Genomic DNA, 13,976 nt, shown 5'->3' on the forward strand with positions numbered 1-13,976 from the left:
AGTGCACCATGGAATTCCCGAAGATGCTGTACCAAGGCGGCGAGCTGGAGGGCGATACCGTCATCGTCCAGAGCCAGGAAGAGCAGGACGCGCAGAAAGCCAACGGCTTCCTGCCGCTCGGCGAGCGCCCGGCCAAGGGCAAGGGCGACAAGTGACCGCCGTCGCCAGGATCGTGACCGACGCTCTGTGCCTCCTGCGGGTGCTGGACCCGCGCGAGGCGCCCGAGGCCGAGGACATGGCAGCCGGCATCCGCGCGCTCAACCTGATGATGCGCGTGTGGGAGATTGACGGCCCAGCGCTCGGCTGGAGCGACGTCTCGAATCCTGGCGACACCCTGCCGGCGCCGCCCGAGGCCGAGCAGGCCATCACCGACAACCTGGCAGTTAGTCTGCGGCCGCGGTACGGCTGTGAGCTGGAGCCAGACGTGCTGGCGCGCGCCTCGGTGGGCTATTCGACCCTCAAGGCACGCGAGATCTCCAACAGCTTCCAGCGCCTGGAATATCCGGACCTGCCGTGCGGTCAGGGTAGGCCCGCCGGCAGCTGGCGCGACGGATTCAACTGCTGATGCGTACCCAACCGCTCGACCTGCTGGGCGGCTTTGCCGCTGACCACGCGCTGGAGTGGTGCGCGGAGGACTGCATCAACTGGATTCCCGAGGTCGCCGAGACGCAGGGCACGCGCACGCGCATGAAGCTGGTGTCGCGGCCGGGCCTGCGGCCGCTCGTGGACCTGGCCAACGGCCCGATCCGCGGCCTGCACGTGGCCGAGGGCGCGCTGTTCGCCGTGTCGGGCAACAAGCTCTACCAGGTGTCGTCCAAGGTGGTGGCCACGGCGCGCGGCATCATCCCGGGCGTCACGCGCGTGCACATGGCGCACAACCAGATCACCGGCGGCAACCAGTTGCTGGTCGCCAACGGCCAGAGCGGCTACGTCTGGGACACGGTCGCCGGCAACCTGGCGCGGATCTCCGACGAGGGCTACCCCGGCGCGAAGTCCGCGGGGTACATCGACAGCTACCTGCCGCAGGTCGAGCCGTTCGGCCGCTTCTGGTTCCACAGCCAACTGGCGGACGCCAAGAACTACAACACGCTCGACCGCTACGAGTCCGAAGCATCGCCGGACAAGATCGTCACGCTGACCGTGTCGCAGAAGGAGGTCGTGGTCTTCAACGAGACCACAATCGAGTTCTTCTACGACTCGGGCACCAACACCAAAACGTTCAAGAACAAGGGCGTCGTGGTGGAGCGGGGGTGTGCCAGCGCCGATTCCGTGGTGAACCTGGACAACAGCCCGATGTGGCTGGGCAACGATGGTGTGGTGTACCGCCTCGACGGCTACCAGGCGGTGCCGATCTCGAACGGCCCTTTGCAGGACGCGATCCGCGGCCAGAACTGGTCGCAGGCATACGCGTTCGCATGGGAGGGCAGCCGCCACAAGGTCTACTACCTGACGCTGCCGGACGGGCGCACCTATGGCCATGACGTGGTCACCCGGCTATGGCACCGCGCCACGTCGTTCGGGCTGGATCGCTGGCGCGTGAGCCACCTGGTGAAGTGGAACGGCATCTGGGTCGCCGGCGACGCCTTCAGCGGCCAGCTGTGGGTGCTGGACGAGGACTATGCGCTGGAAGGGAGCCAGCCGATCGTGCGCGAGCGCGTTTCGCAGCCCACCACGGCCGACATGAACGCGCTGGAGGTGCCGTACCTGGAACTGCTGGTGCGCACCGGTGCGGCCAGCCAGGAGGACCCGCAGCCTTCGCTCGACATCTCCGGCGTAACGCTGATCCCTTCCACCGGCAGCTTCGCCTACTCGACGGTGGCGCACACGCGTACCGTCGGCGCGCAGCTGCCGGTGGTGGAGAACCAGCACACCGGCACCGGCAAGACGGACGTGATCGTTGCGCTGGAACAGCTGTTCGCCTCGCTGCCGACCTGCAACACCGTGAGCCTGGTGGTGTCGTGGTTCGGCGACGACCTGCGCGCCGGCCAGTGTCAGATCAAGCCGCGCCTGGCGGTCGCGCCGGGCACGCAGGGCAGCGTGTCCTGGTCGCCGAGCAACTGGCAGGTGGCCGGCGTCACCGCCAGCACCGCCACGTTGGTCACGTTCGTGTCCGATCCCAACGGCGGCCACAGCGTGTACGGCTCGACGCCGTCCGACGACTCGATCGTGCAGGTGATCCAGTATCTGCGCGCGCAGGGCAAGCGCATCGTGTTCTATCCGTTCGTGCTGATGGACGTGCCGGCCGGGAACACGCTGCCGAACCCTTACGGCGGCAGCAGCCAGCCGATCAACCCGTGGCGAGGCCGCGTGACGTGCTACCCGGCGCCCGGGCAGGCCGGCACCCCCGACGGCACCGCCGCGGCCGGCACACAGATCGACACGTTCTTCAGCCGGACTTGGGGGTTTGCGCGCTTCATCGCGCACTACCGCGACCTGTGCGCCAGCGCTGGCGGCGTCGACGTGTTCCTGATCGGGTCGGAAATGGTCGGAATCACGCAGGTCCGCTCGGCCGCCACGGTGTACCCGGCCGTCGCGCAGCTGCGCACGATCGCCGCCGGCGTCAAGGCGGCCATGCCGACGGCGCTGGTCTCCTACGCTGCGGACTGGACCGAGTACCACAGCCGGCAGTACCCCGACGGAACGCTCAACTTCCACCTGGATCCGCTGTGGGCGGACAGCAACATCGATTTCGTGGGCATCGACAACTACCTGCCGATCGCGAACGTGCGCGCCGACGACAACCCGAGCCTGATCTACAGCGTTCCGTATCTGCAGTCGAACATCGAGGGCGGCGAGCTGTTCGACTGGTACTACGTGGACCGCGCGAACAACATCAAGGCACCCATCACCGATGGCGCCTACGGCAAGCCCTGGGTCTATCGGCAAAAGGACATCCGCGGTTGGTGGAGCAACACGCACGTGGCGCGCGCCGCCGGCGTCGAGACGACGGCCACCGCATGGGTCCCTGGCAGCAAGCCCATATGGTTCACGGAGTATGGATGTCCGGCGATCAATAGGGGGCCGAACCAACCGAACGTGTTCTTCGACCCCAACAGCAGCGAGTCGACGCTGCCGTACTTCTCGACCGGCCTGCGCGACGACTTAGCGCAGCGGAGCTACTACGAGGCGACGATCGGCTACTGGCGCGAGCACGGCGGCGCGATGCTCTCCACCGACAACATGATCGCGTGGACGTGGGATGCACGGCCATACCCTCAGTTCCCGTCGCTCACAAGCGAGTGGGGCGACTACGGAAACTACCCGCGCGGGCACTGGCTGCAGGGGCGCTACCGCACCCAGGCCGAGCTACCGGACCGCGCGATCGAGATCTGCTACTCGGACGACGGCCGCAACTACACCAACTGGATCCGGCGCGACCTGGGCGAAGTCGGCGAGTACGGCAAGCGGATCCAGATCAACAACCTCGGGCGCCTGCGCAATCGCGTATGGCGCATCCGCACCAGCTCACCCCTGCCGACCGAGCTTGAGGGCGCGGTGGCCACTATCAGGATGCTGCGATGAGCAACGAAGACCACGACGAGAGCGCTGGCCCGCTGGCCAGGGCTGGGCGACACCCGACCATGGAGCAGTTGCGTGCGCTTGAGGCTGAACTACGCAAGTACCCGCAGGCAGACATCCCCGTGAAGCATCACTTTGCCGATGGCATCTACTGCCGCGAGGTCTTCATTCCCGCGGGCACCGTGCTGACCGGGAAGGTCCACAGATTCGCCACCCTGAACATCCTGGCGCAGGGCGAGATCGAAGTCACCACACCCGAAGGCGTGCGGCGGCTTTGCGCGCCGGCGGTGTTCACGTCGCCCGCGGGCTGCAAGAAAGTGGGCTACGCCCACACCGACACCATCTGGATCAACGTCCACCCCACCAAGCTGCGGGACGTGGCGTCGATCGAGTCCAAGTTCATCGAGCCGGAGCCTCTTCCGGCCATCACGCACGAAGGGGAGTAACCATGGGCTGGGTAGCAGTTGGAGCCGCCGCGGTGACGGCCATTGGCGGGGCGTATTCCGCGAATCAGCAGAAGAACGCGGCGAAGGACGCAGCCAATGCGTCGAACGCGGCGCAGACACAGGCATGGGCGGCAAACAACGCCAACATGCAGCCCTACCTGACGGCGGGGCAGAACGCGCTGACGCAGATCCAGCAGCTCAACGCCGGCAACTTCGACAGCTTCAAGGAGTCGCCGGACTACGCATGGACGCGCGACCAGGGCATCCAGGCGCTGGACCGTAGCGCGGCCGCCAGCGGCAGCCTCTACTCGGGCGGCCACAGTGCGGACCTGATGGACTACGCCTCCGGCCTGGCATCGCAGAACTACGGCAACTTCTACAACCGGTTGTCGGGCCTTGCGGGCATGGGCCAGTCGGCGGCAGGCGCGCTGGCTGGCGTCAACACCGGCTATGCCAACGCGGTGGGATCCACGAACGCCAACCTGGCGCTGTCGAACGGCTCTACGGACGCCGCGCTGACTGGGTTGCTGACGGGGATCGGCACCAATTTGGGCAGCAATCTCCTGACCAACTATGCCGGCGGCGGCCGCGCCAGCAGCTACGGCAACGGATCGCTGTATGGCTTGCAGGCAACCACCGGCGCCGGCAGCAACTACAACTTCGGCAACAACCTGACCAACTTCGCGAGGGCGGCATGATGGCCAACGGACTGACCGACTTCATGGGCGGATACCAGGCCGGCAATGCGATCGTCGACCAGCAGCGCCAGCAGCTCAACCAGAACAAGCTCACCAATCTGGCGCCGCGGGTCGTGGCTGGAGATCCGGCGGCGTTCGCGCAGGCTGCTGCAGTGGACCCGCAGGCCGCCCAGGCCTACGCCGGCGCAGGCGACAACCTGGCGCTGAAGGCGCGTGGTGCGGCGAAGTATCTGCAGGCGGCTCTGCAATCTGGCAACCAGCAGCAGATCATGGCCGCGCGGCAGACGATCAAGCCATTCATGGACACGCTGAAGCCCGGCACGGCCTATCCGCTGGACATGGACCCGGCGCAGGAGGCGCAGGGCATCGGCGCGTTTCTGGCGCAGACCGCGTACCTGGATCCCGACCTCAAGGGCGGCACGCCGACTGGCTTCCGCGAGTTCCAGATGAAGGCAGCAGCGGCCGGCCTGCAGCCGGGCACGCCCGAGTACCAGAACGCCGCGAAGATCGCGCTGGGGCAGGAGGGGCGCGCGTCCAGCTCGGGCTTCACGCAGGTCAAGTTCACTGGCCCGGATGGCCGCGAGCGCATCGGCGTGCTAAACGGCCGCACGGGGCGCATCGACCTACCGGACGGCACCAGCTTCGATCCGCAGACCGGCGGCGTCGTGGGCGCGATGTCGGCGCCCAGCGCGCCGGTGCTGCCACAAGGCGGCGGCCAGCAGGTGATCGAGCAGGACGCGCAACTGGCCAACCAGATGATCGCCGCCGGCATCCCGGCCGACCAGGTCGATCGGTTCCTGCGGGGCCGGGCCTCGCAGTTCAGTGGTGGCAGCCGGCCGGCCATGCCCGCAACCAACGCCGGCACGTTCGTGGGCCGCGCGCCGGAAGAGCAGGCCGCCGCGACCGAGGCGGCGAAGCAGGCGGCGCAGTTGCAGTACCTGCCCCAGGAGCTGGGCATGCGCACGAATGCCGCGCTCAGCACCGCGGCCGGGGAAGCGCAGATCAAGTCGAACGCCACCAAGCAGGCAGCGGCCGCGCCGGCCTACACGGCGCTGCAGGACGCCACGTCCAATCTGGATCGCCTCGCGGCCCAGGCGTCGGCCCTGGCCAATCACCCAGGCCTCGACGGCATCACGGGGCTGCGCGGCGCCATCCCTGACGTGCCAGGTTCTGCGGCCGCGAACGCGCGCGCGGAGCTGGACACGCTGCGGTCGCAGGTCGGCTTCGGTGTCCTGCAGGCGATGCGCGACGCGTCGAAGACCGGCGGCGCACTGGGCAGCGTGTCCGAACAGGAAAACACGCTGCTGCAGTCGAACCTGGCCGCGCTGGCCGGGTCGCAGTCCGCGGAGTCGTTCCGCGCGAACCTGAAAAAGGTCATCGACTACGCGAACGCCGCGAAGGGTCGCATGCAGGCCGCCTACCAGCGGCAGTACGGCGGTGCGCCGCCAACCGCGGGCGCGCCATCGGCGCAGCCGCAGCTGCAGCAGGGCACCGCTGGCGGCCGCACAATCGTGCGCACCGGCACCCTTCCCGATGGCCGCAAGGTCGTCCAGTTCAGCGACGGGACCACGAGCTATGGAAATTGACCCGTCTCTGCTGGCGCAGGTGAAGTGGGACGACGCGCCACAGCCTGCCGGCGGCCAGCAGCCGCTGGAGATCGACATCACCGGCGGCGTGAGCGAGAGCCAGCTGCGCGCCCAGCAGGCCGCAGCCGCCGCGCAACAGCCGATCGACCTATCCCAGGTCGTGTGGGATGACCAGCCGGGTGTCGCGGCCCCGCAAGCGCAGGCGCAGGAAGAAGCGCCGGCAGCGAACAACAGCGCCCTAGCGCGCATGGTCTCGGGTCAGCCGGCCGTGCCTCAGGTGCAGGAAGGCACCGCCCTGGGCCGGTTCCTAGGCGAGATCGGCGGCCGACAGGTGATGCAGGGCGCGGCAGGGCTGTATGGCTCCTTGGGCGGCGACGCACTAAACCACTACGTCCTGGACCCGATCGACCAGGCTGCGGGCTGGGGTACGCAGCTGGGCACGGGCGGGAAGTCGTACCGCGATGCTGCTGGCCAAGTTGCCGACGAGATGGGCATGCGCCGACCGCAGACGGCGCAGGAGCGCATCATCAGCGACATGGGCGAGGCGCTGACCGGGACAGGCCTGACCATGGGCATCGGCGGCGGCATCAACGCGTTGACCAACCTGGGGCGCGCCGCCGCCGCACCAGTGACCAATCGCCTGGCCAACCTGCTGACGACGCAGCCTGTCGCGCAGGCGGTAAGTGCGGCTGCAGGCTCCGGTGCCGCGTCCGCTACGCGCGAGGCTGGCGGCGGCACCGGCGCGCAGCTGGCTGCATCGCTGGCCGGCGGCCTCGGGCCGAACTTGCTGGCGACGCTGGGCGCCGCTGGCGCGCGCGGGCTGGTGCGCGGATCCAGTGGTGCGCAGATGCAGCGCACCATCGATGACTTCGCTGCGCTGGGAGCCAATCCCTCCGTTGCACAAGCCTCGGGCAATCGGACGCTGCAGGGCGTCGAGAACCTGCTGGCGGCAGCGCCGACCAGTACGGGCGTCATGACCCGCTTTGCAGAGCGCCAGGCCGACGACGTAGGCGCCGGGCTGCAGGGTATGGGCGAGAGCCTGTCGCGCAATGCGAGCGCTGAGCGAGCCGGCAGGGCAATCGAGGCTGGCGTGCAGACGTTCGAGAACAATGTCGGGGCCGCGCGTCGCGCCCTCTACTCGGAGGCCGACCGCTTCATCCCGGCGAGCACTGCCACGCCGATGACCAACACCACGAACGCTCTGGCCGCCATGACGCAGCCGACCGCTGGTGCTGCCGCGACTACGGGGGCGCTCGTGAATCCATGGTTGCAGCGATTGCGCTCCAACCTTGAGGCAGACCTGCAGGCTGGCGGCGGCCAGATCCCATACGAAGCGCTGCGCAGGATCCGCACCGAAGTAGGCGAGCGGATGAGCGACTTTTCCATGACCCCTGACACGCCGGCCCGTCAGCTCAGCGGCATTTATGCAGCCCTCTCGCGCGACATGGAAGCGGTCGCCGCTGCGCAGGGTCCCGACGCGGTGCGCGCGGCGCGGCGCGCCAACACCTACACCCGCGTGTCGTCCGAACGCCTCGAGCAGATCCAGCGGGTGGTGGACAAGAACGGCGGCCCGGAGAAGGTCTACGCCGCGACGATGTCTGGCACTCAGGATGGCGGGACCACGTTGCGCGCTGTGATGCAGTCCCTGCCTCCGGATGGTCAGAGAGCTGTTACGGCGGCGGTCATCAGGCGCATGGGCCTGGCGACACCAGGCGCACAGGACGCCGCGGGTGATGTCTTCTCGGCCGCCACGTTCCTGACCAACTGGAACCGGGTCAGTCCAGAGGCAAAGCGGGCTCTATTCGACCGCTACGGCGGCGGGTTCAGCCAGAACATGGACCGCATCGCGCGCGTGGCGAGCAACATCAAGGACGGGGCCAAGGTCTACGCGAACCCTTCGGGCACGGCGAACCGCGCGGCGGCGCTGACCTACGGAGCGAGCCTCGTTGCTTCGCTATTCGATCCGAGCCTGATCACGACCGGCAGCCTGATATCCGGCGGCGTCGGCGCCAACTTGACCGCAAGGCTGATGACGAATCCTCGCGTTGTCACCGCGCTGGCCCAGACCACCAAGTTGCCGCAGGGCGCGATCCTCGGCCAGGTCCAAGCGATGCGCCAAGCCGCACAGCGGAGCGGCGACCAAGATCTGGCCGCGGCTGCAGACGTGCTAGAGCAGGCGCGTCAAGACAAAGACGGCCGCGCCAACCGCGGCACCACCCAACGATAGAGCTGCACCGAGGAGCAGGACGTATTCCTTGAGTCCCAAGCCGTCCGGCTCCCGCTTGTACCGCCAATCTTGCGCCATGACCCAGCCCCGGCCCCGTCCGGGGCTTTTTGTTGGAGAAACCGATGTCAGGATACCGCTTTTTCAACCCCGCCCCGGTCTTCCTCGACCTGCCCGGGATCAAGCCGCTGGCCGGCGGCGCGCTGCAATTCTTCGCCCAGGGCACCACCACGGCCAAGGACACCTGGTCCGATTCGACCCTGACCACGCTCAACACCAACCCGGTGCAGCTCGACAGCTCCGGCCGCGCCAACGTCAACATCTGGCTGAGCGGCGCCTACACCGTCGTGCTCAAGGCTGCCGACGGCACGTCCGTCTGGACGCGGGACGTGGATTCCGGCGCGGGCGCGGGCGCAACCATCCCCGCGCTGGTGGCCGGCAAGTTCCTGGCCACGGATGGCTCGAACCTGATCTGGGCCGACGTGCTGCAGGTGCCGGACCCGACCGGCTCAGCGAACAAGATCCTGAGCACCGACGGCAGCAATCTGATCTGGATCGCGCAGCCGACGATCCCCGATCTGCCGGTCCAGAACTTCACCAATCGGGTGAAGATCGGCACGTACCTGCGCCAGTGGGGCAGCGACAGCGCGCCGGCGTCCAATGCGCGGCAGACTTCGCGCAGCGTGACGTTCCTCAATCCCTTCAGCGGCGACCCGTACGCGATCACCGTCATCCCTCGCAACGTGACGCACACCGCCGGCGGCCAAATCGGCGTGCCGGCGATCATCGCGAAGTCGGCCACGGGCTTCAGTGTTCAGTTCGACAGCGACGACTTCGGCCAGTCGAACGCCTCGTTCATCGCTGCGCTGCCGTTCGACTGGGTTGCGGAAGGGCCGACCAGTGCCTGATATCGCGATCCCCCGCGTCCAGGCGCCGATCGCCTCGCAGGGTGGCTTGGTCACGCAGGAGTGGCACACCTTCTTCCTGATGCTGCGCGATGCGGCCGGCAGCGACACCGACCTGCAGGCGCAGATCGACGCGCTGGCGGCCAAGGTGGCCGCACTGCCGGCCGGCAGTGGCTCCGCGACCTTCTCGCTGCGCGGCATCGGGTCCGTCCAGTTAGACGGCTCACCGGCGGCGGGTGCGGTCCAGATCATGCTGGACGGCGACAGCGACGCCCCGGGCAACACCTTCTACTACGGCACCGGGCCGGACGGGCTGCGCGGGTGGCACCTGGTCGCCGATGCTGTTGGCGTGACGGCCGACCTGTCGCGCGCCGTCGACGCCACCAGCAACGTGGTCACGATCGGCCTGGCTGACCTGCCCAACGCCGGCGCCACCGGCGCCGCGCTGTTGAAGATCCTGCGCGATGCGAAGGGGCGCGTGGCCGGCGCTGCCGCGGCGACGACTGACGACCTGGCCGAGGGCGCCACGCCGACCAACATGTGGTTCACAGGCGCGCGCGCGCGGGCCGCGCTGGACGCCGGGCGCAACCTGCTCATCAACGCCAGCATGCAGGTCAACCAGCGCAATTTCGGCGGTGGCGCGCTCGCCGCGGGTGCCTACGGCTACGACCGGTGGCGGGCCGGCAGCGGTGGGTGCAACGTTTCCGTCAACAGCGCCGGCCTCATCAGCCACACCAGCGGCCCGCTGCAGCAGGTCATCGAGAACCCCCAGGGCGCCTGGGGCCAGCCTCTGACCTTGAGCGTTGAAGATCCGAGCGGCAGCCTCAGCGTCAGCGTGGGAGGTGCCACGGGGACGATCACCGCCGGCAGCGGGCGCCGCAGCGTCACGCTGACGCCTACCGGCAGCGGCAACATGACGTTGCAGATCACCGCTACCGGTGTGACGTACAGCCGGCCGCAACTCGAGCGCGGCAGCTTCGCCAGCCCCTTCGAGTATCTCAAACAGCCAGAGGAGATGGCGCTCTGCCAGTGGTACTGCCGGGCCGGATCGCTCACGCTGCGCTCTAATGGTAGTGCCACGTCCGGCGCCGGCACCTGGCTGCCCTTCAGCATGCGCGCCGCGCCGACTGTGACGTTCTCCAGCGTCAACTACGTCTACGGCTGTTCGAGCATCGACTCGACCAGCAGCACGAGTGGCGTGGAGATCTTTGTGGCCGCTACAGGCCCCTTCGCATTCATCGCCAGCTACCTGCTGGTCGCCGAACTCTAAGCAATTCAGGCTGCTGTCTCGGCCGGTGCGACGGCACCGCGTAGCATCGCCGGCATGCTCCCCCCGTCATACCGCTGGCTGATCTACGACGATGTCGCACTGCTGCGGCACAACAGCAATGGCGTAGCCGGGGTGCGAGTGCGTGATGATGGGAAGTGGGAGATCTGGCTCTACTGGCACGACATGACGCATCGCGGCGTCGCCGCCAGCCAGGAACAGGGGATCAGGTGGGTGACCCGGTGGGTGGCGGCGCGAGGGCATGATCTGCCAGGAGCGTCGAGGCGAGGCGCGTACCGGCGGTAGCCGATTCATCCTGCAATTCACCCCGCTTTCGGATCCCGGTGAAGGGATTCGGGGCGGAGCTGCGTGTACCGCTTCAGTTCGGTCCATGACTCGTGCAGCGTCACCGACGCAACCTCCGGTATGTCGTAGCCCTGTTCAAACAGGCGCGACGTGCCCTCGTGGCGTAGGTCGTGGAAGTGCAGGTTCTCGATCCGCAGCTTGGCGCAGGCCCGGGTGAACGCTGTCCCCACCGATTTGGAGTTGTAGGGGAAGATGCGGTCTTCGTCGGCGGTCCTGGGCTGCCGCTGCACCAGCGTCCACGCTTCGCCCAGCAGCGCGAACCGCTTGTGGTTGCCATCTTTGTGCCGCGGGTGCTTTGCATCGCGCAGCAGTGCTGTCCTCGTACTGGCATCGAGGTCGGACCATAGTAAGCGCGTGATCTCGCTCTCCCGCTTCGCCGTCATGATGGCGAAGTCGATGATGTCGGCCATCGGGATCTCGGAGCGCCAGGCCGAGGCCTCGAAGTGCGCACGCAGGCGTTGCAGCTCTTCTGCCGTGGGTCGCCGCTCCCGCCGCTTCGACTTGCCAACCAGCTTCAGAAGGCGCAACACCGGCCGTGCATCGGCGACTGGGTCACCCGCCTGGCGCACGCCGAGCATGGGAGCAGCGAGCTTCAGCAGCTCCGACAGGTAGCCGAGTTCGACGTTCATGGTCGCCGGTGCGCAGGCTGGAATCAGTTGGCCGTCCGCCATGACGTGCCGCCCCTCAACGCGGCGGCGCGCGTGCTCGATGATGTCGTTGGCCGTCAGCCGCTGGGCCACGATCGCCCCCAGTCCTTCGCGCAGCCGGCTCATGTTGCCGGCCTGGGTCTTGCTGATCGCCTTCACTCCGCCAAGCTTCTCGGTCCGCCAGTCGATCAGCTCGCTGATCGTCATGTCGCGTCCGGCCTTCTCACCGCGCGCGTCCAGCTCCGCCAGCTCGCGCTCGATCCGGTCGGCCCAGGTCTTGGCGGCAGTCTTGGTGGGGAACGTCTTGGTTTGGGCGGCATGGCCCTTTCGGCGCACAATGGCGCGCCAGCGCTTGCCGCGGGGTTGCAGTGTTGCCATCGGTGTACCGTCCGTTGTACCAGGCTGCGAGGTGGTACAACTATGGTACTTGTCGGCGGGAATCGATGGGAAAAGTTGTGTCTGCGCGGGAATTGACGGGAAGCACATGTGGCTGACTCAAAAGAAGAATCGTTGATGCACAAGGCTTCGGCTATTTCCGTTGCCCCGATGATGGACTGGACCGACCGCCACTGCCGGGTGTTCCACCGGTTGCTGGCACCATCTGCGCGGCTGTACACCGAGATGGTGCACGCCAATGCGGTGGTGCTGGGCGATCGCGCGCGGCTGCTGGATTTCGACGCGTCCGAGCATCCGCTTGCCCTGCAGCTCGGCGGCAGCGAGCCGGCGCTGCTGGCGCAGGCGGCGCGGATCGGCCAGGACTGGGGCTACGACGAGATCAATCTCAATTGCGGCTGCCCGTCCGACCGGGTCCAGGCCGGGCGCTTCGGTGCCTGCCTGATGCGCGAGCCGGCGCTGGTCGCCGAGTGCGTGGCGGCGATGGTCGAGGCCGTCGACATCCCGGTGACCGTGAAGTGCCGGCTGGGCGTGGACCAGGACGACGATTACGCGGTGTTCCTGGCCTTCGTCGACCAGGTCGCCGCCGCCGGCTGCGGGCTGTTCGTGGTGCATGCGCGCAACGCCTGGCTGCAGGGGCTGTCGCCGAAGGAGAACCGCGAGGTGCCGCCGCTGCGCTACGACTGGGCGCACCGGCTCAAGCGCGAGCGGCCGCAGTTGCAGGTGGTGCTCAACGGCGGCCTGGCCGCGGTGGAGACGGCGCAGGCGCAGTTGCACGCGGTGGACGGGGTGATGCTGGGTCGCGCCGCCTACCACGACCCCTACGTCCTGCATCGGCTGGATGCGGCTCTGACCGGCGCTGCCCTGCGCCCGCGCGCCGAGTTGCTGCGCGCCCTGCGGCCCTACGTGGAGGCGCGCCTGGCCGAGGGCCTGGCGCTCAAGCACATCACCCGCCACTTGCTCGGCCTGTTCCACGGTCAGCCCGGCGGTCGCGCCTTCCGCCAGGTGCTCAGCGAAGGCGCGCACCGGCCGGGCGCGGACTGGGCGCTGCTGGAGCGGGCGCTGGCGGTCACCGACGGGGCAGCGCGCGCGGCCGCGTGATCCGGCGGGTTCAGTCGAAACGTGGCGGGGTGCCGTGCCCGCTCGGGGGCGGCTGGAAGCGCCTCCTCACGAACCTGCAGGATGGAGAGTGGCTCGATCGGCGACGGATCTTTATCCCGATTCCGCCACTTCGTTCAGGGAGTCCGTTCAGGAATCAAGGGTTAGTCTCTAGCCCTCAGGAGACGCTGCGAAGCACTTGCCGAAAGGCCTCTCCAGGCCGCTGGCGCGGCCCTTGCATCGTTCCTCCACAGGTTCATTTGACTGAATGTCGCCCGCGGCGTCCGGAAAAGTTCAGACCGGATTCACCCCGAAAAATCAAGAATTTGCCTCGATTTCTCGAGGTCGTCTTCCTTCCCGAGAGGTGTCGCGCTTCACAAGTTTTGAACGTTTCCGATCAGTCCGTTAGGATGCCCGTCGTGACTTCTCCCGCTTCCCGCCACTACCGCTTTGCCGCCGTATTCGCGCTCGCGCTGGCGTCGGTCGCGGCTGGGCACGGCCGTGCGCAGCAGCCGCCCATGCCGGGCGCGATGGCGCCGCCGGAGCGCGACGCGGGCCGCAACCGCGACTACGCCGGCAGTTCGCTGTCCGACGCGGTGCGCCGGGTACAGCGCTCCACCGGCGGGCAGATCCTCGGTGCCGAACGGGTGCCGTTTGACGGTCGCGACATCAACCGCGTCAAGTACATGGACGGCCGTGGGCGGGTACGCTACATGGACGATCCGCAGCCTGGCCGCGCGGCACCGCCGCGGGCGCCGCGGTCGGGCGAGCCCCCTGAGCCACCACGCGACGATCACCCGTGAGTCCGGATAGTTCGGTTCAGGTTC

The 13,976-nt window shown here is 68.0% G+C and carries 12 protein-coding genes; 11 read left to right on the plus strand and 1 reads right to left on the minus strand.

Annotated features, from left to right (window positions below):
* Nucleotides 1-8: 8 nt before the first annotated feature.
* From ACP93_RS21985 to ACP93_RS02690, 9 genes are all read left to right on the plus strand, one after another.
* On the plus strand, nt 9-155 hold the full coding sequence (locus ACP93_RS21985; RefSeq protein ID WP_157862424.1) for a hypothetical protein: 147 nt from the start codon (nt 9-11) through the stop codon (nt 153-155).
* Nucleotides 152-565, plus strand: coding sequence for a packaged DNA stabilization gp4 family protein (locus tag ACP93_RS02655; protein WP_048489246.1), 414 nt, complete (start codon nt 152-154; stop codon nt 563-565). The genes ACP93_RS21985 and ACP93_RS02655 overlap by 4 nt, the downstream gene beginning before the upstream one ends.
* Nucleotides 565-3,522 (plus strand): packaged DNA stabilization protein, encoded by a 2,958-nt coding sequence (locus ACP93_RS20800; RefSeq protein ID WP_053069667.1) that lies wholly within the window; start codon nt 565-567, stop codon nt 3,520-3,522. Before ACP93_RS02655 ends, ACP93_RS20800 begins: the two co-directional genes overlap by 1 nt.
* The gene (locus tag ACP93_RS02665) at nt 3,519-3,965 is read left to right on the plus strand and encodes a hypothetical protein (RefSeq protein ID WP_053069669.1); all 447 of its coding nucleotides are present in this window, start codon (nt 3,519-3,521) and stop codon (nt 3,963-3,965) included. The genes ACP93_RS20800 and ACP93_RS02665 overlap by 4 nt, the downstream gene beginning before the upstream one ends.
* 2 nt (nt 3,966-3,967) lie before the next feature.
* Nucleotides 3,968-4,663, plus strand: a complete 696-nt coding sequence (locus ACP93_RS20805) for a hypothetical protein (protein WP_131721572.1) — start codon at nt 3,968-3,970, stop codon at nt 4,661-4,663.
* A 152-nt stretch (nt 4,664-4,815) separates the two neighbouring features.
* Nucleotides 4,816-6,249, plus strand: a complete 1,434-nt coding sequence (locus ACP93_RS02675) for a hypothetical protein (RefSeq protein ID WP_131721573.1) — start codon at nt 4,816-4,818, stop codon at nt 6,247-6,249.
* Nucleotides 6,239-8,476 (plus strand): hypothetical protein, encoded by a 2,238-nt coding sequence (locus ACP93_RS02680; RefSeq protein WP_053069673.1) that lies wholly within the window; start codon nt 6,239-6,241, stop codon nt 8,474-8,476. The genes ACP93_RS02675 and ACP93_RS02680 overlap by 11 nt, the downstream gene beginning before the upstream one ends.
* Nucleotides 8,477-8,586: 110 nt before the next feature.
* Nucleotides 8,587-9,381 carry a hypothetical protein gene (locus tag ACP93_RS02685; protein WP_131721574.1) on the plus strand — a complete coding sequence of 265 codons (795 nt, stop codon included), beginning with the start codon at nt 8,587-8,589 and terminating at the stop codon, nt 9,379-9,381.
* A complete protein-coding gene (locus tag ACP93_RS02690) occupies nt 9,374-10,648 on the plus strand; it encodes a hypothetical protein (protein WP_048489249.1) in 1,275 nt (424 codons plus the stop codon). Before ACP93_RS02685 ends, ACP93_RS02690 begins: the two co-directional genes overlap by 8 nt.
* A 320-nt stretch (nt 10,649-10,968) precedes the next feature.
* Here the strand turns inward: ACP93_RS02690 and ACP93_RS02700 are convergent, their stop codons facing one another.
* Nucleotides 10,969-12,036: a site-specific integrase gene (locus ACP93_RS02700; protein WP_048489251.1), complete on the minus strand. Its 1,068-nt coding sequence runs from the start codon at nt 12,034-12,036 to the stop codon at nt 10,969-10,971.
* 135 nt (nt 12,037-12,171) lie between these two features.
* On the opposite strand from ACP93_RS02700, the gene dusA reads away from it, so the two are divergent.
* Both dusA and ACP93_RS02710 read left to right on the plus strand, forming a co-directional pair.
* The gene (gene dusA / locus ACP93_RS02705) at nt 12,172-13,152 is read left to right on the plus strand and encodes a tRNA dihydrouridine(20/20a) synthase DusA (protein ID WP_048489252.1); all 981 of its coding nucleotides are present in this window, start codon (nt 12,172-12,174) and stop codon (nt 13,150-13,152) included.
* Nucleotides 13,153-13,679: 527 nt separating this feature from the next.
* Nucleotides 13,680-13,952 carry a type 1 periplasmic-binding domain-containing protein gene (locus ACP93_RS02710; protein ID WP_048489373.1) on the plus strand — a complete coding sequence of 91 codons (273 nt, stop codon included), beginning with the start codon at nt 13,680-13,682 and terminating at the stop codon, nt 13,950-13,952.
* Nucleotides 13,953-13,976: the final 24 nt, after the last annotated feature.

The sequence above is a fragment of the Xanthomonas sp. NCPPB 1128 genome (genome assembly GCF_001043115.1).
In the GTDB taxonomy this organism is placed as follows: Bacteria; Pseudomonadota; Gammaproteobacteria; order Xanthomonadales; family Xanthomonadaceae; genus Xanthomonas_A.